This window comes from Thioclava sp. GXIMD4216, assembly GCF_037949285.1.
Classification (GTDB): domain Bacteria; phylum Pseudomonadota; class Alphaproteobacteria; order Rhodobacterales; family Rhodobacteraceae; genus Thioclava; species Thioclava litoralis.
The window spans coordinates 2508674-2533500 of the sequence record NZ_CP149926.1; the positions used below are offsets into that span (position 1 = coordinate 2508674).

At 62.6% G+C, this 24827-nt stretch carries 23 protein-coding genes and 1 other RNA gene; 12 read left to right on the forward strand and 12 right to left on the reverse strand.

What is annotated here, in order from left to right:
* Positions 1-99: 99 nt before the first annotated feature.
* From WDB88_RS12210 to WDB88_RS12220, 3 genes are all read left to right on the forward strand, one after another.
* The gene (locus WDB88_RS12210) at positions 100-1335 is read left to right on the forward strand and encodes an aromatic ring-hydroxylating dioxygenase subunit alpha (protein ID WP_339107948.1); all 1236 of its coding nucleotides are present in this window, start codon (positions 100-102) and stop codon (positions 1333-1335) included.
* 4 nt (positions 1336-1339) lie between these two features.
* A complete protein-coding gene (locus tag WDB88_RS12215; protein WP_339107949.1) occupies positions 1340-2410 on the forward strand; it encodes a hybrid-cluster NAD(P)-dependent oxidoreductase in 1071 nt (356 codons plus the stop codon).
* A gap of 304 nt (positions 2411-2714) precedes the next feature.
* Entirely contained in the window at positions 2715-3740 is a 1026-nt protein-coding gene (locus tag WDB88_RS12220; RefSeq protein ID WP_339107950.1) for an autotransporter domain-containing protein, read from the forward strand.
* Here the strand turns inward: WDB88_RS12220 and WDB88_RS12225 are convergent, their stop codons facing one another.
* The 8 genes from WDB88_RS12225 to WDB88_RS12260 form a co-directional block, all read right to left on the reverse strand.
* Positions 3741-4817, reverse strand: a complete 1077-nt coding sequence (locus WDB88_RS12225; RefSeq protein ID WP_339107951.1) for a DUF1513 domain-containing protein — start codon at positions 4815-4817, stop codon at positions 3741-3743.
* A 1-nt stretch (position 4818) separates the two neighbouring features.
* A complete protein-coding gene (locus WDB88_RS12230; RefSeq protein ID WP_339107952.1) occupies positions 4819-5808 on the reverse strand; it encodes an imelysin family protein in 990 nt (329 codons plus the stop codon).
* Entirely contained in the window at positions 5808-7223 is a 1416-nt protein-coding gene (locus WDB88_RS12235) for a di-heme oxidoredictase family protein (RefSeq protein WP_339107953.1), read from the reverse strand. Before WDB88_RS12235 ends, WDB88_RS12230 begins: the two co-directional genes overlap by 1 nt.
* A 113-nt stretch (positions 7224-7336) precedes the next feature.
* Positions 7337-8563 (reverse strand): imelysin family protein, encoded by a 1227-nt coding sequence (locus WDB88_RS12240; RefSeq protein ID WP_339109533.1) that lies wholly within the window; start codon positions 8561-8563, stop codon positions 7337-7339.
* Positions 8564-8930: 367 nt separating this feature from the next.
* Entirely contained in the window at positions 8931-9200 is a 270-nt protein-coding gene (locus tag WDB88_RS12245; protein WP_339107954.1) for a DUF2268 domain-containing putative Zn-dependent protease, read from the reverse strand.
* Positions 9201-9438: 238 nt separating this feature from the next.
* On the reverse strand, positions 9439-9606 hold the full coding sequence (gene rpmG / locus WDB88_RS12250) for a 50S ribosomal protein L33 (RefSeq protein WP_339107955.1): 168 nt from the start codon (positions 9604-9606) through the stop codon (positions 9439-9441).
* Positions 9607-9797: 191 nt separating this feature from the next.
* An RNA gene (gene rnpB / locus WDB88_RS12255) (RNase P RNA component class A) lies at positions 9798-10207 on the reverse strand.
* Between the two features lie 125 nt (positions 10208-10332).
* Complete coding sequence (locus tag WDB88_RS12260; RefSeq protein WP_339107956.1) at positions 10333-10779, reverse strand: nucleoside deaminase; 447 nt, start codon at positions 10777-10779, stop codon at positions 10333-10335.
* Positions 10780-10881: 102 nt separating this feature from the next.
* On the opposite strand from WDB88_RS12260, the gene WDB88_RS12265 reads away from it, so the two are divergent.
* The 8 genes from WDB88_RS12265 (at position 10882) to WDB88_RS12300 (ending at position 19895) form a co-directional block, all read left to right on the forward strand.
* Positions 10882-12654, forward strand: coding sequence for a pseudouridine synthase (locus WDB88_RS12265; protein ID WP_339107957.1), 1773 nt, complete (start codon positions 10882-10884; stop codon positions 12652-12654).
* A 320-nt stretch (positions 12655-12974) separates the two neighbouring features.
* Entirely contained in the window at positions 12975-13886 is a 912-nt protein-coding gene (locus WDB88_RS12270; RefSeq protein ID WP_339107958.1) for a 5-bromo-4-chloroindolyl phosphate hydrolysis family protein, read from the forward strand.
* A 32-nt stretch (positions 13887-13918) separates the two neighbouring features.
* Positions 13919-15094 carry a toxic anion resistance protein gene (locus tag WDB88_RS12275; protein ID WP_339107959.1) on the forward strand — a complete coding sequence of 392 codons (1176 nt, stop codon included), beginning with the start codon at positions 13919-13921 and terminating at the stop codon, positions 15092-15094.
* A gap of 2 nt (positions 15095-15096) precedes the next feature.
* Complete coding sequence (locus WDB88_RS12280; RefSeq protein WP_339107960.1) at positions 15097-16146, forward strand: DUF2927 domain-containing protein; 1050 nt, start codon at positions 15097-15099, stop codon at positions 16144-16146.
* A gap of 57 nt (positions 16147-16203) precedes the next feature.
* Positions 16204-17457 (forward strand): SPFH domain-containing protein, encoded by a 1254-nt coding sequence (locus WDB88_RS12285; RefSeq protein WP_339107961.1) that lies wholly within the window; start codon positions 16204-16206, stop codon positions 17455-17457.
* A 34-nt stretch (positions 17458-17491) separates the two neighbouring features.
* Positions 17492-18628 carry a primosomal protein N' (replication factor Y) - superfamily II helicase gene (locus WDB88_RS12290; protein ID WP_339107962.1) on the forward strand — a complete coding sequence of 379 codons (1137 nt, stop codon included), beginning with the start codon at positions 17492-17494 and terminating at the stop codon, positions 18626-18628.
* Positions 18629-18726: 98 nt separating this feature from the next.
* Complete coding sequence (gene dtd, locus WDB88_RS12295) at positions 18727-19176, forward strand: D-aminoacyl-tRNA deacylase (RefSeq protein WP_339109534.1); 450 nt, start codon at positions 18727-18729, stop codon at positions 19174-19176.
* Positions 19177-19316: 140 nt separating this feature from the next.
* Complete coding sequence (locus WDB88_RS12300) at positions 19317-19895, forward strand: thymidine kinase (protein WP_339109535.1); 579 nt, start codon at positions 19317-19319, stop codon at positions 19893-19895.
* Positions 19896-20010: 115 nt separating this feature from the next.
* Here the strand turns inward: WDB88_RS12300 and WDB88_RS12305 are convergent, their stop codons facing one another.
* The 4 genes from WDB88_RS12305 to gltX form a co-directional block, all read right to left on the reverse strand.
* A complete protein-coding gene (locus tag WDB88_RS12305; protein WP_339107963.1) occupies positions 20011-20346 on the reverse strand; it encodes a tRNA-binding protein in 336 nt (111 codons plus the stop codon).
* On the reverse strand, positions 20343-21155 hold the full coding sequence (gene proC / locus WDB88_RS12310) for a pyrroline-5-carboxylate reductase (RefSeq protein ID WP_339107964.1): 813 nt from the start codon (positions 21153-21155) through the stop codon (positions 20343-20345). Before proC ends, WDB88_RS12305 begins: the two co-directional genes overlap by 4 nt.
* Before the next feature lie 28 nt (positions 21156-21183).
* Positions 21184-21684 (reverse strand): YbjN domain-containing protein, encoded by a 501-nt coding sequence (locus WDB88_RS12315; RefSeq protein ID WP_339107965.1) that lies wholly within the window; start codon positions 21682-21684, stop codon positions 21184-21186.
* A gap of 577 nt (positions 21685-22261) precedes the next feature.
* A complete protein-coding gene (gene gltX, locus WDB88_RS12320; RefSeq protein ID WP_339107966.1) occupies positions 22262-23587 on the reverse strand; it encodes a glutamate--tRNA ligase in 1326 nt (441 codons plus the stop codon).
* Positions 23588-23824: 237 nt separating this feature from the next.
* On the opposite strand from gltX, the gene WDB88_RS12325 reads away from it, so the two are divergent.
* On the forward strand, positions 23825-24778 hold the full coding sequence (locus WDB88_RS12325) for an MBL fold metallo-hydrolase (protein WP_339107967.1): 954 nt from the start codon (positions 23825-23827) through the stop codon (positions 24776-24778).
* The last annotated feature ends 49 nt before the right edge of the window (positions 24779-24827 follow it).

A 24827-nucleotide genomic window follows, 5' to 3' on the forward strand; every position in this document is an offset into this window, starting at 1 on the left:
GGGGTCGCAAATGCGCCTTCGCCAAATCTTAATCGTGACTACTCTGGATCCATTGAAACCCACAGCCGCGCAGCACTAGCGTGCCATGGAGACAAGGCCATGCAACCCTCCGCTTCCCTTCCCGAGCTTCTCGCCCGCCGCAAACCCGGCCATGCGCTCGAACAGGCCTTCTACACCTCTCCCGAGATCTTCCAGACCGATCTCGACCAGATCTGGTACAAGGAATGGCTCTTTACCGCCTCGCGCGCCGAGCTGCCGAAGAAAGGCGCCTATGTCACCCATAAGGTCGGCGCCTATACGGTGGTGATCGTGCGTGGTCAGGATGATGTCATCCGCGCCTTCCATAACACCTGCCGCCACCGTGGCTCGGTGATCTGCCAGCACAAGAAGGGCACCGCTGCCAAGCTGGTCTGCCCCTATCACCAATGGACCTACGAGCTGGATGGCCGCCTGCTATGGGCGCGTGATATGGGGCCGGAGTTCGATGCCTCGAAACACGGGCTGAAGCCCGTTCACTGCCGTGAGGTCTCGGGGCTGATCTATATCTGTCTGGCCGAGAATGCGCCCGATTTCGACACGTTTGCCGAGACCGTCACTCCCTATCTGGAGGTGCATGACCTGTCCAATGCCAAGGTCGCCTTCCAGTCCACCATCATCGAGAATGGCAACTGGAAGCTGGTGTGGGAGAACAACCGCGAGTGCTATCACTGCGCGGGCAACCACCCCGACCTGTGCCGCACCTACCCCGAAGATCCCTCGATCACCGGTGTCAGCGCCGATGGCACCTTCCCCGAGAAGGTTGAAAACCACTTCAACCGTCTGGAAGGCATGGGTGCGCCCTCGCGCTTCAAGATGGCCGATAACGGCGAATATCGCGTGGCGCGTATGCCGCTCTTGGATGGTGCCGAAAGCTATACGATGAACGGCAAGATCGCCGTGAAAAAACGTCTGGGCCGCGTGCCGGTGCTGGATGCGGGCACTTTGCTGCTGTTCAACTACCCCACCACGTGGAACCACTTCCTGTCGGACCATTCGATCACCTTCCGCGTGACGCCGATCAGCCCGACCGAGACCGAGGTCACCACCACATGGCTGGTGAACAAGGATGCGGTCGAGGGGCAGGATTATGACCTCAAGAACCTCACCACCGTCTGGGAACATACCAATGACGAAGACCGCCGCGTGGTCGAGGACAACCAGCAGGGCATCAACTCGCCCGCCTATGAGCCCGGCCCCTATTCGCCAACCCATGAGGATGGCGTGATCCAGTTCGTGAATTGGTATTGTGACACCATGACTTCGCGGGTGGGCCCCGTGAAGCTCGCAGCGGAGTAAGTTAATGACCCTCATCCCCGGCGAAACCGCGATCAAGATCTGGAACGATTCAGAAGAGCTGGAATGCGTCTCGGTGCTGCCCGAGGTGCCCAATGTGATGACCTTCTGTTTTCAGGCACCTTCACGGGCGATCTTCGACTACCAGCCCGGCCAGTTCCTGACCTTGGAAATTCCGGTGCCGGGTGGGCCTTTGTACCGCACCTATACGATCTCGTCCTCGCCCTCGCGGCCGATGTCGATCACCGTGACGGTCAAGGCCCAGCCCGAGTCCATCGGGACCCGCTGGATGTTCGACAACCTCAAACCGGGGATGAGGATCAAGGCGATCGGCCCCACCGGCAGCTTTACCAACGCCAATTACCCTGCCGAAAAATATCTCTTTATCTCGGCAGGGTCGGGCATCACGCCGATGATGTCGATGACCACGCATATGTATGATCTGGGCCGCGATTGCGACATTGTTTTTGTGAATTGCGCCCGCCGCCCGTCAGAGATCATCTTCCGCGAACGGCTGGAACATATGGCCTCGCGGGTACACGGGATCGACCTGAAATGGGTTGTCGAAGGGGCTGATAAATACGAACCCTGGACCGGATATCAGGGCTTTTTCAACCAGTTGATGCTGGGCCTTATGGCGCCCGACTATCTCGAACGCGAGGTCTTCTGCTGCGGCCCCGAACCCTTTATGACCGCCGTGCGCGAAGCCTTGGCGGGCCTTGGCTTCGATATGGACCACTACCATCAGGAAAGCTTCAGCGCCCCGATCGAGGAAGTGCGCGACATCCCCGAAGACGAGCTGCCCGAGGAAGGGGCCACCGCCGAAATCGAGTTCTCCGGCTCCGGCGTGACACAGAAATGCGCCGAGACCGATACGGTTCTGGCGGTTGCCCGTCAGGCGGGGCTGAATATTCCTTCGGGCTGCACCTTCGGCGTCTGCGGCACCTGCAAGATCAAGAAGGTCTCGGGCGAGGTGCATATGGTCCATAATGGCGGCATCACCGAAGACGATATTGCCGAAGGCTACATTCTCGCCTGCTGCTCCAATCCGCGCGGGCATGTCATTGTTGACGCCTGAAGGCCTGAGGGCCTGAGCAACGGCAGATCAACCTGTCAGGCCGTGCGGCAGTGCCGTGCGGCCATTTCACGTGAATCATCGCAGAAAATGCGACGCCGCGCCCAAAAGATCATCAGCCACGATCACAATTTTCCTTCCGGTCCGGCGAAAACTTGCCACCTGCCCCGAATTTTTGCTACCTTCTGCTTATACCAAAAGACGATAACAAAACGGACCCGCAGATCTGCCATGCGCGTGGCAGAGATTTCGGCATCATGCCCTGCGCAATCCGTTATCAGGCACGAAGCAACCAGTGAGGCGTTCCATGAACGGACGGACGCTTGCGCGCGGCATTCTTTTGCCCGCGATCATATTCGGGATCATGGCTGCTCCTTTCGGGGCGACAGCCAGCGAGGCCGATTGGCCGACGGCGCGCGAAACCTCTGTCGCGCTTGCGGGATTGCAGAAGATGCGTCAGGACAGGCTTCTGGCGCGCCAGCCCAATGTGCTGGATTTCATGTTTGAAAACAGCAAGGACCGGATCTTCGATGCCCATCTGACCGATGATCTCGGCACTCTGAAATTCAATACCGCCAAGGGGCGGCGCAGCTGGGCGGTGGTCGAGTCCAACTGGACCCGCAGCGATGAGACCGCGTTGCAATACAGCTTTGTCGCCTTTGGCGGGCATACCAAGCTGAACGAGCAGATCTATGTCGGCGCGATGGCCCAGCTGGATGCGGCAGAGCGCCGTATCGATGATGGGGCCTCGGGCGAAGGCTATGGCTTTCTGGTCGGCCCCTATCTGGCGGGCAAGGTGCCACAGACCGAGCTGGACTGGTCGATGCGGCTGCTGCACGGGGCCACCAACAACCAATTCGCGCCCGACGGTTCGATCCAGCGCCGTGCCCGCGCCGAACGCACGCTGTTTCAGGCCCGTATGGAAGGCCGCTTTGAAATGGGCACAACAGAATTGACGCCGAATATTTTCGCCAGCCATGTCAATGAGGTGGCCCACCAGTTCAAGATTGCCAGCGGTGCGCTGGTGGATGGTGACCGGCTGTCCCTGTCACAGCTTTCGGCTGGGGTGGAGTTCTCGCATCCGCTCGAAAGCAACTGGGCCAAGATGGGGCTGACCGGACAATTCGCGCTTGTGGCCCAGCACAGTGTCGGCACCGGTCTGCTGGACGAGGCCTACCCCTCGACCGACTGGTTTACCTCGCGCGTCGAGCTGGGGCTGGATCTGGACCGCAAGGGGCTGGGCAATCTGAGCACCCGCATCGGGCTGGACGGGGTCGAGGGGGATCTGACCGACCAGATCCACCTCTCGCTGAAATTCGAGCGCAAGCTGTAATCAGATCCCGATCGGGATCAGGTGGTTATCCCATGCCACATCCGAGCGCTTGAGCGGCACGATACCCTGAGCGGTGATCTGCGACACAAGCCCCGCGCCATCGGTTGCGGTGAACCCGCCCTGCTTGCAGACCCCAAGGCCGCAGACATCGGCACGGCGCACCGACCAAAGCGCCTCGCCTTCCGCCGAATAGGCCTGCACCATGCCGCCACGCGGGCTGGTGATCGCCACCTCGCGCCCGCCCTGCCCGAAAGCCACCGATCCGGCATAGCCCTTCATGGCAAATTCCTCGCCCGGCAGGGGGGCGGCCAGAACCACCTGCTGGCCGCGGTCATGCAGGCCCAGCAAAGGCACCGGCTCCATCAGATCGCCCTGCCACTGCATGCAGAACGCCACCCGCCCGTCACCACGCACCGACAGGTGGCGGATCGAGTTCTGCCACAGCTCGGGCGCAAGCTCGACGACCTCCAGCACCTCCCCCTCGGGCGAAAGATAGCTCAGGTTCGGGCGCATCGTGTCGATATTCAGCGGCGTGCGGTCGCTGGGGTCGGTCTGGATCCCGCCATTGGCCACCACCAGAACCTCTTGGCCGGGAAGGCGCAGGATTTCATGCGGGCCGATCCCGTTCGAGGCGAACTCCCCCACCCGCACATAGCCGCGCGCCACATCCCAGATGCCGATCCGTCCTTCGGAGCCTTCGGCCACCACCTCGGAGGTATAAAGCCGCGCCCCATCCCCCGAAAACGCCCCATGACCGTTGAACTGACGCCCCTCGGGCGGGGTCAGCCGCGCCACAAGCCCGCCCGTCACACAGTCGATCACCAGCGCGAAGGTTCCCGGACGGCGGGCAAACGCCACGGCCTCGGGGCGGTCGGGATGGGCGGTGGCGGCATGACCACGACCGGGCAGCGGTTGCGTGAAAAGCGGTGCGCCTTCTGCCGTCAGCCCCCAGATCGCATAGCTGCCATCGGGCGATTTCGCGGCGGCCAGAAAGGCGGGGCTGCCCGCATCGGCCCAGCTCAGACGTGGAACGCTCACCGCTGCGGCAAGGCTTGCAAGAAAATGACGCCGTTTCATCTTAGTCTCCATCCGCTGCGTTAAAGCCCACATTCACCCCCAGCAAAGGCCCCAGCTCGGCCTGCATGGCATCGACCGTCAGCCCGATCTGCTGTTGCACGATCTCGACCTTCAGCCGCGTCATCGGGTCGGCCACTCCGGCGAAAACCGGATCATCCAGATCCTGCGCCAGCTCGATCGCCCTTGCGAAGGCCGCATCGGTCTTGGGGGTCTCGCCCATGCCCTGCGCCAGTTTATCGGCAAAGCCTTTGAGCGCCTCCAGCGACAGGATCACATTGCGCAAAGACCGCCCCGAGGCCAGCATCTCGGCCCGTTCGGGGCGCGGATGCTCGAAGCTGCCCAAAGGACGCCCCAAGCGGATATCCTTGTCAAATTCGAGCCCCGTCACAAGCTGGGTATAAAGCGCCTGCCGCGCCTCGGATTCGGTCAGATACAGGCTGTGCCCCTCGGCACCGGGGGTAAGCAGTTCGTCGGCAAAGCCGTTCTGCCAGCCGACCTCGGTGTCAATCGCCATCTGCGCCAGATCGGCGGCCATCGCGGCGCGCAGCTTGCAGGTATACGCCTCATCGCTTGCCAAGGGGCCATAAAGCAGATGTTCCAACCCGAAGAACCCCCGCACCCCGATCGAGGCCTTGCCCAAGGCGGTGGCATCGGTGAATTGCGGATCCTGCGCCTTGATCAGCGCCGAAAGCTGGCGGCGGCCCGTGGCTTTGGCATCGGGCCAGAACGCAAAAGCCAGCGCCCGCCCCTGCTCTTCCACCGGCCCCAGACGCAGGAAACTGACCCCCATCCATGCATCGAAGGCCGTGTTCCAGAGCGGTTGCATCGCCGCAATCGAGCAATCCGCCTCGGCCCCTTTCTGCAGGGCAACCGCCGCATCCGACAGCGCGGCATATGCGGGCAGCACATCATCGGTAACCGTCGCGCGCACATCGGCCACAGCAGGCAGCGCCAAGGCAAGAAACGGCAGGGAAAGCAGGACAGAACGCATTACAGGGTCTCCAGAAAACGGATCAGGTCGGCGCGGGATGCGGCAGGCAGCGCCAGATATCTATCACGGGCAGCCCCTGCCTCGCCACCATGCCAGCGGATTGCCTCGTCCAATGTGGCCGCACGGCCATCATGCAGAAAGCGCGGCGCATGGCCGGTATTTTCCTGTGTCAGCCCGATCCCCCAAAGCGGGGCCGTGCGCCATTCGTGCCCCGAGGCCACCCCTTCGGGGCGGTGATCGGCCAGCCCCTCGCCCATGTCATGCAACAGCAGGTCACTATAGGGCCAGATGAGCTGATGAGAGGTCACCGGATCCTCGCTGGTCGCGGTGACGAATTTCGGCACATGGCAGGCATGGCATTGCGCCTGATAGAAGGCCTGCTTGCCGCGCAGCACCTGCGGGTCCGCCACATCGCGGCGCTTGGGCACCCCCAGCCAAGTCACGTAATCAGTGACCGCTTGCAGCGCCTCGGTGGAGACTTCGGCATTGTCGCGCAGCCCCACATCGATGCCATCGGGCAGCTCCAGACAGTCCGTCTGCGTCAGGGTGCAATCGCCCGAGCCTTCGGCGAAAAGCACGCTCGACAGGCCCATATCCTGACTGAACGCCTGCGCCGTCATATCCACCAGCCGCGCCATGCCTGCCTTATGCCCGAACCGCCCCAACCGGACCGCACCATCGGGGCCAGGGGCATATTGCGCCCGCCCCGAGATCCCGTCGCCATCGGCATCCTCGGGGTCGGCATGCATTAGAATATCCGCCTCGGGGATCGCCTCCAGCAGCCCCAAGCCGATGATCTGCGGTGCCACCCGCAGCGAGGTCAGCACCTCGGGCGGCAGATCAATGCGCGGCGCGGGATAGCGCAGGCCGTGGGCCTCGATCCACTCCAGCTCCAGCCGCCCCTCGGGCTGCAGCGATGGCACCGCCCGATCCTGCAACTGCCAGCCGAAGTCATAATCGGGGATCATCCCGTGCCAGCCCTCGACCCCGAAGGCCCCGTCTTCCGCGCGGTAACGCCGCGAGAGTTTCAGCACCATGCCCGAAATCCCCTGCCCGTCCTCGGGGCGGCCCCGCCCGTTGCCCGGATGGCAGTTGGCACAGGCGCGGGCATTGAACAGCGGCCCCAGCCCGTCCGAGGCGCGCGTGCTGGAGGGTGCGGGCACCCAGAGCTTTTCAAACAGCGCCTCGCCCAAGGTGAAGGTCATGCGCTGCGCAGCGGGCAGACTGGCTGCAGGCCTGTCAAAACGGCGGGTCGCAAGGCTGCCCGCCCCGCCCGGATTGGCCTCGTAACGCTCGGCGGTCGTGAACTGGCGGGCAGGCTGCACAACCGATATCGCCTCCGTCCCGCCCGCACAGGCGGCCACCGGCAGACACAGAACGGGCACAAGCACGGCCGGTGCAATAAAAGCGGACAACAAAGACCTGATCATGACCCTCACATCACAAAAGCCCGCGGCATCGCTGCCGCGGGACATTCAGGACCGTGATGCCGGAAAATATGGGCCTATCTTCCGGCAACCCTGCCCTTTTACTGGAACACCGCATCGGGATTATCGAGACTGTCCGACCCTTCGATCTCGACCTCGGCCCCCAGCACCGTCACCGCCCGTTCGATGGTACGGGTCTGGGCAACCAGCGCATCCACTAGGCCGGTCACCAATGCCGCCCCCTCGTCATTGCCCAGAGCGATCATCTGGTCATAGGCCATGCCGCTTTCGGCTTTGGCCTTGATCGCGGCAGCGGCCGCCACCGACGCATCAAGATCCTTGGTCAGCTGCGCATCCACATCCGCATCCTTGGCCGCAACCAGCCCCGAAAGCGATGCCCCTTCCACAACCGAACCATCCACGCGGGTATACTGGCCGGTATAGACGTTACGAATCCCGACAGCATCATAGTAATGCGACAGATGGGTCATATCCGAGAAGCAATCATGCTCTTCTTCCGGATCATGCAGCATCAGGCCCAGCTTGGTCCGCTCGCCCGCCAACTCGCCATAAGACAGCGACCCCATGCCGGTCAGAATCGTCGTGATCCCCGCCTCGGCATCGTCGGTCAGGGCCTTGCGCGCCGCCCCGTCCTCGTCCCAATGACCGACCATCTCTTTCAGATCCGCGACCAGCAAGACGGAAGCGGCCTGCAGATAATCGGCACGGCGGTCGCAATTCCCCCCCGTGCAACCCTCGCCCTGAACATAGTCGGTATAGGGGCGCGCACCGGCCCCTGCCTCGGTGCCGTTCAGATCCTGCCCCCAAAGCAGGAATTCGATGGCGTGATAGCCGGTGGCCACATTGGCCTCGACGCCCTCGGCCTCCTGCAGGGTCTCGGCCAGAAATTCGGGCGAGATCGTGCCGGCATCCACCGGCTGCCCGCCAATGGTCAGCGATTTATTTGCAATCACATTGGCCAGCGCCAGATCGTTTTCCTCGTTATTGGCGGCGGAATCCTCATCGACATAATCAATCAGCCCCTCGTCCAGCGGCCAGGCGTTCACACGGCCCTCCCAGTCATCCACCAGCGCATTACCGAAACGGAAGGCCTCGGTCTGCTGATAGGGCTTACGGGCGGCGATCCACGCCTCTTTCGCGGCGCTCAGATGCGCCTCCGTGGGGGCCTTGACCAGCGTGTCCACAGCCGCTTCCAATGCCTGAGCCGTCGACAGACTGTCTTCATAGCCCGCCTGTGCGATATCGGCATAGGTCTTGATCACCGCCTCCGCGCTTGGCGCGTCCGCATAGGCCGTCACCGGAGCCATAAGAGGGGCCACAACAAGAGCAGTACTGGTGATCAGCGCGTGCAGACGACAGGACATAGGATTCCTCATATCAGTGAAACTTCTACTTCACGCATAAGTGACCTATTTTGTCAGCTTTGTAAATCCGATTATTTTACTCGGGAAGCGCCAGCACCTCCGGACGGAATGTGCCTGCCGCCCGAGGTCGTGCCTCGTAGGGCGTGGCATGGCCCAGCCCCGCCGCCACAATCCGCCGTCCCAAAGCCTAGCCCAGCCAACGCGGCAGCCCCCTCCCCATGAACCACTCCGAAGGATCATAGGCACGGCCAAACCCCTCCAGTTCCCGCGGAATATAGGGTCGCTGCTCGGCCTCACTCACTGCAAATTCTCACGGCGCAGGCAGCACATCCAGCACCTGATGCACGAAAAGCTGCGCCAGCCCTTCGCTCACCAGAGCTTCCTCCAGACTGCGGCCATAGCTCGGACCGTCCCCGCGCAGGACGTGGTGATATTCACGCAAGAGCACCCGCAAAAGATCGCCCCGCAAGGCCGCAGGATCCTGTAACACTTGGGGATGCAGATAGACCTCGATCAGACCGGACGCCGGAGCAAAGCCACTGCAACGGAATCGCTCCGGCAGCCAGTCAACCACACGCATGACGACATCCGCCGAAGAAACCGGCCGCATGGTGCCAGAAGCGCCTCGGCCTGCACCAGCGCCGATAGAATCGGCTCCCGCGCCGCGCCACACGCATCACGGGCATCCAGAAAATGGGGCGCAAAGGCGTCGGGCATCCTGCCAGACTGGACCAAAGGCCCGCCCCCGCAAGACCCCGCCCCGCCAAACAGCAAAAAGCCGCCCGAGGGCGGCCTTCGCTTCGTCAGAAAGACAGATCTTACTTGATCTTGCCTTCTTTATATTCGACGTGCTTACGCACAACCGGGTCGTATTTCTTCACGACCATTTTCTCGGTCATGGTACGGGCATTCTTCTTGGTCACATAGAAGTGCCCGGTGCCCGCCGTCGAGGTCAGACGGATCTTTTGCGTCGTCGGCTTCGCCATGTTTCATCTCCTGAGCCAGGCAGCCAGCATCGCGCGACCACCATCGAAATCCTTGAAGCCCGCCTTTTAGTCAGACTCACCCCAGAGTCAACAGCCAAATGCGCGATCTTCCCGAAATTCGACATAACACATCCCCAAAGCCGCTCTCTCACGACATGCCCCCTCTGGCAGACGGCGGAAAAGGGCAGAATTTGCGCAGGCGGTCTATAAGCCGGATTCTGTTCAGGGGTTACCCCCGTCGATGACCATTCCTCTAGGCCTGCAGTTGCCTGCAGGCTCAAGCTGCCAACCCGGATCACTCGGGGCGAAGCTCCCCTACCGTCAGACAGATGCCTGCGGCACGCGATCCCTATTCGGCGTTGCTCCCGGTGGGGCTTGCCATGCCGGTCCTGTTACCAGTCCCGCGGTGGGCTCTTACCCCACCGTTTCACCCTTACCCGTGCCAAAGCAGGGCGGTCTGTTCTCTGTGGCGCTTTCCCTGGGGTTGCCCCCGCCGGGCGTTACCCGGCACCGTCACTTCATGGAGTCCGGACTTTCCTCGGCGATCCGGCTGTCTGCAGATACAGAGCTACGTAATCGCCGCGGTCATCCGACCCCCTGCGCAAGCCCGCCATATGCCGGATCGCGCAACAGCGTCAAGCAAAACCGCCTGCATTCCAGCTGCCCGAAATATCCTGGGGTGAATTCGACGCAGTCGAAGAGGGGCAAAGCCCCTTGCCCCGCCCCCTATCGCCGCGCGGCAAAGAATGCACGCAACAGCGCCTCTGCCGGCGCCGCCGAAATCCCGTCATAAACCTCGGGCGCATGATGGCATTGCGGATGCGAGAACACCCGCGCGCCCTGCGCCACCCCGCCTGATTTCACATCCGCCGCACCATAATACAGCCGCCCGACCCGCGCCGCCGCAATCGCCGCCGCACACATCGGGCAGGGTTCCAGCGTGACATAGAGATCATACCCCACCAGCCGCTCCGACCCAACGGCATGACAGGCCGCGCGCAAAGCCAGAATCTCGGCATGGGCGGTAGGGTCACAGAGTTCGCGCGTGCGGTTTCCGGCGCGCGCCACCACCTCGCCCGCAGGCGAAACGATCACGGCCCCCACCGGAACCTCGCCACGCAAAGCCGCCGCCCGCGCCTCTTCCAGCGCCTGATCCATGAAACTTCTGAACATATCTCCTCTTGGACGCGAAGCTTCTTATATGCAAGGCTCTTCCCACAGGAGATAAGACACTATAGAGAGGCGCCTTCAAGACCGCCTCGGGAGCCGCCTGCCATGACCAATGATTCCAACAATACGCCGAAACCGGACAATACGCCCTCTGCCGCAAGCTCTGGGGGCGAGCGTATTGCCAAGGTCATCGCACGTTCGGGCGTCGCCTCGCGCCGTGATGCCGAAAAACTGATCCTTGCAGGCCGTGTGGCGGTCAATGGCAAACAGGCCGCATCTCCGGCGCTGGATGTCACCCCCAAAGACAAGGTCACCATCGACGGCACGCCGATCGATGCACCGCAGGAAACCCGCGTCTGGCTCTATTACAAGCCGCTGGGTCTGGTGACCACCGAGAAAGACGAGCAGGGCCGCCGCACCATCTTTGACGAGATGCCCGAAGGCATGCCGCGCGTGCTGAATGTCGGCCGCCTCGATCTCAACTCCGAAGGCCTGCTGCTGCTGACCAATGACGGGGCGCTCAAACGTCGCCTCGAACTGCCCGAAACCGGCTGGCTGCGCAAATACCGCGTGCGGGTCAATGGCCGCCCCACGCCCGACACCTTCAACCCGCTGCGCGCGGGGATCACCATCGACGGCACCGAATTCCAGCCGATGGACATCACGCTTGACCGCCAGCAAGGCGCGAATGCATGGCTGACCGTCGGCCTGCGCGAAGGCAAGAACCGCGAGATCCGCCGCGCCATGGCCGAAATCGGCCTGACGGTGAACCGCCTGATCCGCGTCAGCTACGGCCCCTTCCGCCTCAACGAAATGCAGCCCGGCGATGTGATGGAAATCAAACGCCGCGTCCTGCATGACCAGCTGGGCAGCCTGCTGGAAGATACGCCCGGCGCACAACCTGCCGACCGCAACAAGCCCGCAGGCCGCCGCGACGACGGCGAGCGCCCGCGTGGCCGGTTCGGGGAGCGGGGGGATCGCGGGGAACGGGGTGGCAAACCCTTCGACCGTGCACCGCGGGACAACGAAGACGGGCGCGGCGACGGGCGCGGCAAACCCGAACGCAGCTTTGGTCGCCAGAAAGATTTCAGCGCCCGTGGGGACCGCCCCGAGCGCGGCGACCGTTTCGAACGCGCGGACCGTGGCCCGCGCGCCGAAGGGGAAGACCGTCCCCGCAAGCAGCGCTGGTCTCCCGACAAGCGGCAGGAAGAGCGGAACGCACCGCGCGAAGACCGCGCCGACCGCCCGCGCCGCGACGGCGATGATCGCAAGTTCGGCGAGCGCAAGTTTGGCGACAAGAAATTCGGGGACAAGAAATTCGGGGATCGCCCGCGCCGCGACGGAGGCGAAGGCCGCAGCTTCGGCGAGAAGAAATTCGGCGAGCGCAGCGAACGCGGCGAGCGTGGGGACAGAAAATTCGGGGATCGCAAGTTCGGCGAGCGCGACGACCGCGGCGGACGGACCTTCGGCGACAAGAAGTTCGGCGAGCGCAAGTTTGGCGACAAGAAGTTTGAGGATCGTGGCCCGCGCGGCGATGGCAAAAGCTTTGGCAAGCCGCGTCGCGAAGAAGGCGAGGCCCGTTTCGGGGACAAGCCCCGCAAACCGCGTTTCGACAACGGCGACGACCGTGGTCCGCGCCGTGACGGCAACCGCGATGGTGGCAACAAGCCGCGCAGCTTCGGCGGCGGCGACAACGAGCGCGGCGGCTTCAAAGGCGGCCTCAAACGTGACGGCCAGCGCGGCGAGCGCAACTTCGGTGGCAAGCCGGGCGCAAGCAAATTTGGCAGCAAGTCGGGGGGTGGCTTCAAGGGCGGCCCCAAACGCGACGGCCAGCGCGGCGATGGCCCCAAAGGGCCGCGCAAACCGCGTAGCGAATAATCCTGTTACGGCGCCAAACCCGATTTGGCGCCGTTTCTTTTTGGGCAAAGCGCAGGTTCTTTCGAGGCAAAGCGCTGGGGCCACGCCGCAATGCCGGTTTCTTGCAGCCCCGGTACGCGCTTTTCTGCCACCCCCCTCTGGCAGAGCCGTGCCATTATACCTATTCTTCGCTTAAGATGAGCGTCGCTGATGATCGCTTGACCGAACCTGCTGAACCGAAGAAAAGGGGGCCCTATGTCGCACAAAGCCATTCAGCGCATCGCATTCCTGCTGATGCTGGCGCTGACGCTGAAAATTGCGATGACAGGCAGCGTCTGACGATGGCCCGCCGTTTCTCTGGCAAATACAGCCCCGAAGCCCCGCACCATCCCGACCGTCTGAACGGGCAGGAAGACATTCCGACCGAGCGCCTGCCCAGACCGGAACACCCCTATGAGGGCCGTCCGTTCTGGGTGGCCATCTGCGCCCTGCCCTTTTTGTTCGGGGCATTCGGGGCGGGGCCTGTGGCTCTGGCGCGCGCGATCATGGCATTCGGCCTATGTGCAGGCGCCGCGTTCCTGATCCGCGAAGGGTTACGGGCGCAGGCCGCCTATGAGGCGCGCCGTGTGGCCCGCCGTCCCGCCCTGCCGCGCAAGATCCTTGGCGCGATGGGCATCGGGCTGGGTCTGGCGCTCGGGGCGCAGGAGATGGGCCTGCTGGGTGCGCTTGGCAGCGGCCTTATCGGCACCGCGCTGGGAATCGTGGCTTTCGGGTTGGACCCTTTGAAAAACAAGGGCATGGATGGTATAGACCCGTTCCAGCAGGAACGCGCCGCCGAGGCGGTGGCGATTGGCGAGGAGCATCTGGCGGCCATGCGGGCGGCCATTGCCCGCGCCCATGCCCCCCAGCTTGAGGCCCGTGTGGAAATGTTTGCCACCCGCGCCCGCGATCTGTTCCGTGCGGTCGAGGAAGACCCCAACGATCTGCGCGCCGCACGCCGCTACCTAACCCTTTATCTGGAAGGCGCACGTGATGCGACCATCCGCTTTGCCGATCTCTACGCCCAAAGCCCCGATCCCGCCGCCCGCAGCCGCTACGAGAGCCTGCTCGACGATCTCGAACGCAATTTCACGGCCAAATCGCGCCAGCTGATCGAAAGCGGGCGCGAAGGGTTGGAGATCGAGATCGACGTGCTGCGCGAACGGCTGGAACGCGACGGCATCGCCCCGACCTTTTCCCGACATCATGACTGACGCTATTACGTCCTGCCAAGGAGACCGATAAGATGAGCGACACGACCCGCGAAGCGGCCGCCAAGAATATCAGCGAGATCGAACAGGTTGCGGCCCTGCGCCTCCCCGATCCGCAAGAGGTCGGTCTGGCGCTCGACAAGGCCGAGGCCCCCACCGCCATCGAGATCCGGTCACGGATGAACGAGGTCGACCTGACCGATTCCAACACCATTCTGCGCTTTGGCACCCGCGCCCAGTCGGAGTTGCAGGAGATCAGTCAGGCGATGCTGGTGGATGTGAAAAACAAGGATACCGGCCCTGCCGGTGATAGCCTGCGCCAGATCGTCACCACGTTGCGCGGGTTTTCGGTCAGCGAGCTGGATGTGCGCCGCAAGCAAAGCTGGTGGGAACGGCTGATGGGGCGCGCGGCGCCCTTTGCCTCGTTCCTTGCGCGCTATGAACAGGTGCAAAGCCAGATCGACAAGATCAGCGATGTGCTGCTTTCGCATGAAACGAAGCTGCTCAAGGATGTCAAATCGCTTGATCTGCTTTATACCAAGACGCTGAAATTCTATGATGAACTGGCGCTTTATATCGCGGCCGGGGAAGCCAAGCTGGCCGAGGCCGATGCCACGATCATTCCCGCCAAAGAGGCGGAAGTGGCGCAGGCCGCCGAGGGCGACAAGCTAATCCGTGCCCAGGAGCTGCGCGATATCCGTGCCGCACGCGATGATCTGGAGCGCCGCGTGCATGACCTGAAGCTGACCCGTCAGGTCACCATGCAGTCGCTCCCCTCGATCCGGCTGGTACAGGAAAACGACAAGGCACTGGTCTCCAAGATCAACTCGACCTTGGTCAATACCGTGCCGCTGTGGGAAACCCAACTGGCACAAGCCGTTACGATCCAGCGCTCGGCGGAGGCCGCAGGCGCGGTGAAGGCCGCCAATGACCTCACCAATGACCTGCTGACCGCCAATGCCGAGAACCTGCGTCAGGCCAACCAGACCGTGCGGCAGGAAATGGAACGCGGCGTGTTTGACATTCAGGCCGTGAAACAGGCCAACGAGACCCTGATTGCCACCATCGAGGACAGCCTCTCGATTGCCGATGAGGGCAAGCGCCAGCGCGCCGAGGCCGAACGGGAACTGGTGGAGATGGAGGGGCGTCTGCGTGACACGCTGGCCTCGGCCCGCAGCCCGCGTCCCGCCGCGCAACAGGGAGCGCGTTAAGAATGACCGGCGGCGCAAGCGAGACCTTCCGGCGCGGTGCCCTATCCCGCCTGCCCCATCCGCTCGGGGCGGTGGTCTCTTCGCGCCATAGCCGCATGTTGCGGGCGATGGGTGTAGGGCTTTGCCTGCTGGCCGTCGCCGGATGTTCGACCCTACCCTTTTCCGGCCCTGCCGCGCAGGGCCCGCGCAAGACGCCCCGCCCGCAAACCGCCCCGCAGGACCTGAACGGCGCGAAGGTCGCCCCGCGGTCCCCCGACAGCATCGCGCTGGCCGCTTATTTCCAGCAGGTGCAGGACAATCTGCTGTCACAAGGGCTGATGCGCACCGATGTGGCCCCCCGCGATGCCCCGTTCCACCGCAGGCAGCTGATCGACAATTTTGTCAATATCGCGCTTTATGATGAATACGAGCATCGCAATGGCGCCTTTGTTGCAAAGCAGACCGCCTCGAAGCTGCGCCGCTGGGAAGAACCGGTGCGGATGGATCTGCATTTCGGGGCCTCGATCCCCGAGGCGCAGCGCCAGAAAGACACCGCCACCGTACGCGCCTATGCCGGAAAGCTGGCGCAGATCACCCGCCATCCGATCAGCCTTGTGCCCGATCGGGGCAATTTCTCGGTGCTGGTGCTGAACGAGGACGAACGCGAGGGCTCTGCCGCGCTATTGCGTAAGATGGTGCCGGGCATTGATGACAGTTCGGTCAATGCGATCACCAATCTGCCCACCACCACCTTCTGCGTAGTCTTCGCCTTTTCCGAGGGCGACAAATCCGCCTATTCGCGCGCAGTGGCCATCATCCGCGGCGAACATCCCGATGCGCTGCGCGAGAGCTGCTTTGACGAAGAGCTTGCGCAGGGCCTGGGGCTGGCCAATGACTATCCCCGCGCCCGTCCCTCGATTTTCAATGATGACGAGGAATTTGCACGGCTGACCCATCAGGACGAGCTGATGCTGAAGATGCTTTATGACCCGCGGTTACGACCGGGCATGACACAGGACGAGGCGATGCCCGCCATCCGCGAGATCGCGGCAGAGCTGACCCCGAATGACTGACCTATCGGGGCAGGCCGCCAGCCCGCCCCGTCGATTTTATGAACCGGAGACCGGATAATGGGTATTCTCGATTTCCTCAGCGGCGAATTCATCGATGTCATCTCCTGGGTGGATGACACCCGCGACACGATGGTCTGGCGGTTTGAACGTCAGGGCCATGCCATCAAATATGGTGCCAAGCTGACGGTGCGCGAGGGACAGGCCGCCGTCTTCATCCATGAAGGCCAGCTGGCCGATGTCTTCACCCCCGGTCTCTATCTGCTGGAAACCAACAACCTGCCGATCCTGACCACGCTCCAGCATTGGGATCACGGGTTCAAATCCCCCTTCCAGTCCGAGATCTATTTCGTCAATACGACCCGTTTCACCGATCTGAAATGGGGCACCAAGAACCCTGTCATCACCCGTGATCCCGAATTCGGGCCGGTGCGGCTGCGCGCCTTCGGCACCTATGCCGCCAGAGTGAGCGATCCGGGCAAGTTTATCACCGAGATCGTGGGGACGGATGGCGAATTCACCTCGGACGAGGTGAGCTATCAGCTTCGCAATATCATCGTTCAGGAATTTTCGCGCGCACTTGCGGGGTCCAATATTCCGGTGCTGGACATGGCGGCCAATACGGCGGATCTGGGCCAGCTTGTGGCCGAGGCGATTGCCCCGACCATTGCCGAATACGGGCTGAGCCTGCCCGAGTTCTATGTCGAGAATATCTCGCTGCCGTCCGAAGTGGAGAAGGTGCTCGACAAGCGGACTTCGATGGGCATCGTGGGCGATCTGAACCGTTATATGCAGTTTAATGCGGCCGAGGCGATGGGGCAGCCGGGCTCGGGGGCCGCAAGCGGCATGGGCGCGGCCATGGGGGCGGGCCTTGGCGCGGGAATGGGCATGGCGATGGGCCAGCAACTGGGCAGCCAGCCTTTGGCCGGACCTTGGGGATACGGGCAGGCAGGGCCGCTTCAAGCAGGGCCGGCGCAGACACAAACGGGGCCGTGGGGCCAGATGCCAGTATCGCAGCAAGGGGTTGCGCCCGGGCAAGCCCGCGCGCCCCAGGGCGGAGGCGGCGCGGCTGTCGCCGCGCCGCCTCCGCCCCCACCTCCCGCCGTAGAGAAGGTGTGGCATATGGCCGTCAACGGACAGACACTCGGGCCTTACGGGCGCGGGCAGCTGGCCCAGATGAAAACGGACGGACAATTCTCACGCAGCTCGCTTGTCTGGGCCCCCGGACAGGATGGTTGGAAAACGGCAGAAGAGATCGCCGAACTGGCGCAGCTTTTCACGATCGAGCCGCCACCTCCCCCGCCCGGTCACTGAGCGAACGTCCTGCCAAGAGAAAAGGCCCGAGCCGATGAAACTGCCCCGAGTGGCCCGCGCGACGGCAGACAAGCCGCGTGCAAAGGCCCCCCAGATCTATCCCTGCGAGGCCTGTGGCGCGGATCTGCGCTTCAATCCCGGCGAGACACGGATGGTCTGTGACCATTGTGGCCACATGCAGGACATTCCCGCCATTCTCCATCGCGGGGAGAGCGGTCTTCGTGAGCTCCCGCTGGCACCGGTGCTGGCCAATGGTCTGCCCGAAACCCAAAGCCATGAAAGCCGCCATCTGTCCTGCCCCAACTGCTCGGCCCAGATCGAGCTGGGGCCGGACCAGCACGCCACGGAATGTCCGTTCTGCGCGACCCCGATCGTGACGGATGCCGGCGATATCCGACAATTCCGCCCACAGGGGGTCCTGCCCTTTGCCGTCACCGAAACGGAAGCCCGCGCAGCCCTGACCAAATGGCTGAAGGGGCGCTGGTTTGCCCCCAATGGTCTGGCCGAATTTGCGCGAAAAGGGCGTAAGATGACCGGCGTCTACGCGCCGTTCTGGACCTTCGATGCCCGCACCCGCACCCGTTATTCCGGACAACGCGGCGATTATTATTACGAGACCCGTCTGGTTACCGTCAACGAGAACGGCCAGACCGTGCGCCGCGAGCAACAGGAGCGCCGTATCCGCTGGACACCGGTGGCCGGTCAGGTGGGGCGCGATTTCGACGACGTGCTGGTCTATGCGGCACGCTCCCTGCCCGCCCCGCATGTGGGAAAGCTGATGCCTTGGAACCTCTCGCATGTGGCAGGCTATGATGCGAGCTTTCTGGCGGGGTTTTCTGCCGAGAATTATACCGTCGAAGTGCCGGAAGCGCATCATCAGGCCCAAGCAAAGATGCTGCAGGTGATCCAGAGCGATATCCGTCGCGATATCGGCGGTGACACACAAAGGATCGCGGCAATGGACCCGCAATTCTCTGACGAGACCTTCAAGCATATCCTGTTGCCAATCTGGTCCGCCGCTTACCGGTTCCAAGGCAAAAGCTACCGGTTCATCGTCAATGGCCAAACCGGTTGCGTCTCGGGCGACCGGCCGTGGTCGGTGTGGAAAATCGCGCTTGCGGCCGTCGCGGTTGCAGTGATTGCGGGGCTGGTGCTCTATTTCTCGCGCTAGCCTGTCGCATCCGGCTGCCGAATGCCGCATGCAGGGCACGCGTGACGGCGCGCGCCCTGCAGTATATCCCAGAACACACCTATATGAAGGTCAAACCCATGCGCGCCCTGCTGCAACGTGTCACCCAAGCCAAAGTCGAAGTGGAAGGCCGGATCACCGGCGAAATCGGGGCCGGCCTGCTGGTGCTGGTCTGCGCGATGGAGGGGGACCGCGAAATCCAGGCCGAGAAACTGGCCGCGCGTGTCGCCAAGCTACGGATATTCAAGGACGAGGCGGGCAAAATGAACCGTTCCGTCAGCGATATCGGCGGGGCCTGCCTTGTGGTGAGCCAGTTCACGCTGGCTGCCGATACACGCACAGGCAACCGCCCGGGCTTTTCGACGGCAGCCGCCCCCGACACCGGCAAACATCTGTACGAACATTTCAGCAAGGCACTGCGCGCGTTGGGGCTGCCGGTGGAAAACGGCATCTTTGCCGCCGATATGGCGGTCAGCCTGACAAATGACGGACCCGTTACCATCTGGCTCGACACGGCGGATCGCGGCTGAAACACGCCACACGGGTCACACATCCCTGCAGGGATGTGGCGGGGCCGCGGGGGTTCGATACCCGCGCGGCCCCGCATCCGCCGTCCGGCACCGCCCTGCGTCCTCTTGCCCCGCAGCCCCCACAGGGCTATCCCCCAACTATGGCCAAGCTGTATTTCCATTATTCAACCATGAATGCCGGCAAAAGCACGATGCTGCTGCAGGCCTCCTACAATTATGTCGAACGCGGGATGCAGACGCTCTTGGTAACGGCCAAGCTGGATACCCGCGCGGGTCAGGGCCGCATCGGCAGCCGCATCGGCATCGGCGCGGATGCCGCCTGCTTCACGCCCGAAACCGACATGTTCACCCTGATCCGCGACCGCCTCGAAGAGGGGCCCTGTGCCTGCGTTTTTCTTGACGAAGCGCAGTTTCTTACCCGCGATCAGGTCTGGCAACTGGCCCGCGCCTGCGACGATCTTGACATTCCGGTCATGTGCTACGGACTGCGCGTTGATTTCATGGGGGAGCTTTTCCCGGGCTCGGCTGCGTTGCTGGCTCTGGCCGACGACATGCGCGAGGTCCGGACAATCTGTCATTGCGGGCGCAAGGCGACGATGGTGGTGCGGATGGGACCGGATGGACAAGCGCTGAAGGGCGGCGAGCAGGTACAGGTCGGGGGCAACGAAACCTATGTCTCCCTCTGCCGACGCCACTGGCGCGAAAAGATGGGCCAATAAAACAAACGCCTTCGGCAGGTTGCGCGCGAGCGCGGCGAAGCCGCGCCTCGCGCGCGCGGGCGCGCCGCTTCGCGGCGCGCAACCCTTTGGCAGGCCATGCACTCGAAGCGAAAGATCAGTGGAGACGCCCCCCGAGAGGCACAGCAAGATCCGGCCCGATCAGCACCACGCCGCCCTCCTTATCCGGCACCCCAAGCACCAGCACCTCCGACTTCACCGGACCAATCTGGCGCGGCGGAAAATTGACAACCGCCAGAACCTGCTTCCCGACCAGATCCTGTGGCTCGTAATATTTGGTGATCTGCGCCGAAGACCGTTTTTCCCCGAGCTCTGCCCCGAAATCGATCCAGAGCTTGATCGCGGGCTTGCGGGCCTCGGGGAAAGGCTCCGCGCGGGTAATCTGTCCCACACGGATATCAAGCTTCAGAAAATCGTCGAAGGTCGCGCTCATGCGCCGAGTTCCCGCCCACGGTCGGCAGCGGCTTTGACCGCCCGCTCCAGCAATGCCGGAAACCCCTGCGCCTCGTCCATCAACACAGCCAGAGCCGCCGCCGTCGTACCACCCGGCGAGGTCACATTGACCCGCAACTGGGCCGGATCCTCGGGCGAGTCTTCTGCCAGTTGCCCTGCCCCGCCAACGGTTGCCTTGGCGAGCGTCATGGCCAGCTCCGCCGGAAGCCCTTGCGACACCCCCGCCGCCGCAAGCGTTTCGATCAGATGGAAGACATAGGCCGGACCGGATCCGGACACAGCCGTCACCGCATCCATCTGCCCCTCACTCTCCAGCCGGACGACCTGCCCGATTGCCCCGAGCAACCCTTCGGCAATCCGGAGATCGGCGTCCTGCGTCATCGCATTCCCGCAAATCGCGGTGATCCCCCGCCCGATGGCGGAAGGCGTATTGGGCATCGCCCGCACGATCGGGGTCTTCTCCCCAAGAATCGCCTCATATTTTGCCAAGGTCAGCCCCGCCGCGACCGAGAGAAACAGCGTATGGCCATTTCCCAGCGCGGCCAGTTGCGGCAAGGCCTCACCCATCTTCTGCGGCTTCACCGCCAGCAGCACCACGGCGGGCGCGACCGGCAGCGGCGCATTGATCCGCACACCGGTGCTTTTGACCCAGTCCGAAGGGCGCGGCGCGATTACGGTGACCGATTGCGGATCAAGCCCGCCTTTCAGCCAGCCCGCCAGCATGGCCGACCCCATCTTGCCACAGCCCAGAAGCACCAGACCACGTTCGGAAATATCGGAAAAATCCATTTTGCCCCCTTCTTTATCGGGGCAAAGATTAGGCGCGTCCGTAGGCCTCTGCAATGGCCACCTGAATGGCATCTGCCGCCGTGCGATTGCCCCAGCACCCCAACTGGAAGGCCGGATAGAAACGCTCGGCCGACATCAGCGCGGTGCCGATCATCTCGTCGAGTTGCTGGATCGAGGCGCATTGCCCGCCGGTCAGCACCAGACCATAGCGCCATGCCATCAGACGCTGTTCGGGCCAATAGACAAAGCCCCCCGACCAGACCTGATCATTGGCACGGTTGAGCATGTCGTAAAGCACCGGCAGACGCTCGGCAGGCGGGTCCATCTCGAAGGTCATGATCAGGCGCAGCATCTCGTCCTGATCGGACCATGCCAGCGTCAGCGAATAGCTGCGCCACTGGCCCTCGACGACCATTGCGATCTGGTCATCCGTCACACGATTGAATTCCCAGGCATGGGCCTCGGCCAGATCCTCGACCACATCGATCGGGTGGGCGTCGTCGCCGATATAATCGTCGCTGAGTGCCATATGTCTGGTCCTTCTGCTCTTGTTCATTCCCCTGCGATGAACCGCAACGGGTTGTCGTGCATACTAGAAGCGGCGGGGCCGTTTCCTATTCATACCAGATATCGTGACTTGTGTGAAACAGGGTGTAAACGAGATAGTAGTGGATAACTTCCGCTCCGCCTACGATATCTGGGGATAAAAACCCTTACCCCCCGCATATCTGGACGAATCCCGGTGCGAACCTGTGGATAACTCCACGCGGCCTTCTCCGGAATGTTTCACGGGACTAGGGATCGCCTGACTCGCGGGGGATTCGCAACCACCGAATCGTTTTTTTATGAAACTTCAAAAGCTTGCCGATTCGCCTGTGACGAATCCGCCACCTCTCCGCCTGACGGAACACGCCAGGGTTCCACGCGGCACATCACCAGCACGACACAGGATCAGAGCGCCTGTCACTTTTTCGTGCCCCGTTTGAAACATCGCCCCTTTCGGCTTTGGCCGAACGGGACCCGCCCGATGCACAAGGCCGTAGCACATGCAAAAGCCCCCGAAACCTGTTCGGGGGCTTTCAGAAACATCCATGCGGTCGTTACGCTTACGCGCGGGCGCGCACCTTGTGCAGCAGCGGCATCAGCTCGCCCATATCGGGACCATGATCCATGCCGGTGATCGCCTTGCGCAGCGGCATGAAGAGGCCCTTGCCCTTCCGGCCCGATTTCTCCTTCATCGCGCCGGTCCACTCTTTCCAAGTGGTCTCGGTGAAGGGGCCTTCGGGCAGTTCAGCCAGTGCCTCGGCCACGAACGCGCGATCCTCCTCGGCAATCATCGGCTCGGCACCGTTGAGACACAGATCCGCCCAACCCGCCAGATCGGACAGCTTGTCGATATTCTGCGAGGCGACCTTCCAGAACTGCTCGGCCTGCTCGGCAGGAATGCCCAGCGCAAGGATCTGGTCCTTCACATCCGCAAAGGGCAGTTGCTGATTGCGGGCGCGGGTCAGCGGGATCAGATCGGCGCTGTCGAATTTCGTCGGTGCCGACCCGAAATGGCTCAGATCGAAGCCGTCAATCAGCTCTTCCATCGACATTTTCAACTCGACCGGCTGGCTGGAGCCCAGACGCGCCATCATAGACAGAAGCGCCTCGGGGGCCACACCGGATGCCCGCAGATCGCGGATCGACAGCGCGCCCAGACGCTTGGACAGCTCTTCGCCATGCGGACCGGTCAGCAGCGAGTGGTGCGCGAAATTCGGCGGCGTGCCACCGATGGCACGGATGATCTGGATCTGCGTCGCCGTATTGGTGACGTGGTCGCCCCCGCGCACGATATCGGTGACCTGCATATCGGTGTCATCGACCGAGGATGCGAACGTATAAAGGATCTGCCCCGAGGCCTTGATCAGCACCGGGTCCGAGACCGACGCCGCGTCGATCGACAGATCGCCCAAGATGCCGTCATACCATTCGATGCGTTCCAGATCCAACCGGAAGCGCCAATAGCCTTGGCGGCCCTCGTCACGATAGGCCTGTTTCTCGGCTTCGGTCAGATTCATCGACGCGCGGTCATAAACCGGCGGCTTGCCCATATTGAGCTGCTTCTTACGCTTGAGGTCCAGCTCGGTCGGGCTTTCGAAACATTCGTACAGACGCCCTGCAGCCTTCAGCTCTTCGGCCACGGCATAATAGCGGTCGAAGCGCTTGGACTGGTATTCCTCGCGGTCCCAGGTAAAGCCCAGCCATTCGAGATCTTCTTTCAGACCATCGATATATTCCTGTTTGGACCGTTCCTGATCGGTGTCATCAAGGCGCAGAATGAACGTGCCTCCCTGCTTGCGGGTGATGAGATAGTTCATCAGCGCGGTGCGCAGGTTGCCGACATGGATATAGCCGGTGGGCGACGGGGCGAAACGTGTAACGGTCATTCAAAGTCTCCTGATGCGGCTTCCGTCTTCCATAAAAGTGCGAATTTGTCCATATCCTCAAGACAAACCATAGCTCAAACCCGCCCTGCGCCCCACGCCTTAACAGACATCCAGACCACCCAGGGTTAAGCGCCCCGGAAAGGCTTCGCCTTTTTGAATGCGTCACGCAGGCGTGAGTCGCAATTCAGCGCCGCGCCTCTAAGTTGGTCATGCAACTGGTTTTGAAGGAAAAGACCCATGAGCACCCATTTGACACGCCGCAACGCCTTGCTGACGGTCGCGGTAGCGCCGGTTGTTGGTGCAACACTCACCTCCACAACAGCCTTTGCCCAGACAGACGAGGCCAGCATGCCCAGCCAACCTGCGGCCATTCCGGCCTATCGCCGCTTCGTGATCGGCGATCTGACCGTCACCACGCTTCTGGCGGGCACCAAGCTGCTGCCGGAGCCGCATGGCACCTTCGGCCTGAATGCCTCGGATGGGGAATTCACCGCCCTGTCCGAAGCCAATTTCCTGCCCACGGACCGCGCGCTGAACAGCTTTACGCCGGTCGTGGTGGAAACAGGTGATGCAAAGATCCTGTTTGACACGGGGCTGGACGCCGAGGGCCTGACCGGCGCCATGAAGGCCGCCGGAATTGCACCGCAAAGCATCACCCATGTGGTGATCACGCATATGCATGGCGACCATATCGGCGGGTTGATGGGAGAAGACGGACCGACCTTCCCCGATGCAACCCATATCACCGGTCAGGTCGAATGGGATTACTGGTCGCAGACCAAAAATGCCGGATTTGATGCAAAGCTGCGCCCGCTACAGGATCGCTTCCAGTTCATCAATCCTGACGATGAATTCCTGCCCGGTTTCAAGGCCGTCGACGCCTACGGGCATACGCCCGGAATGCTGGCCTATTGGATCACCAGCGGCGAACAGCAGCTTGTCCTGACGGCGGACACGGCCAATCACTATGTCTGGTCCCTGCAACGCCCCGACTGGGAGGTGCGGTTTGATATGGACAAGGAAAAGGCCAAAGAAACCCGTGACCGGCTGCTCAAACGCGTGGCCGAAGCCCGTGTCCCGTTTATCGGCTATCACATGCCCTTCCCCGGCTTGGGCTTTTTGCACCCCAAGGACGAAGGCTACGAATTCGTACCTGCGAGTTACCAGTTCAACCTGCCGAAAGACGTCTGAACCCGATGGCCTTGGGGGCAGCCTTATGGGCCGGACATCCCCCGCTCGA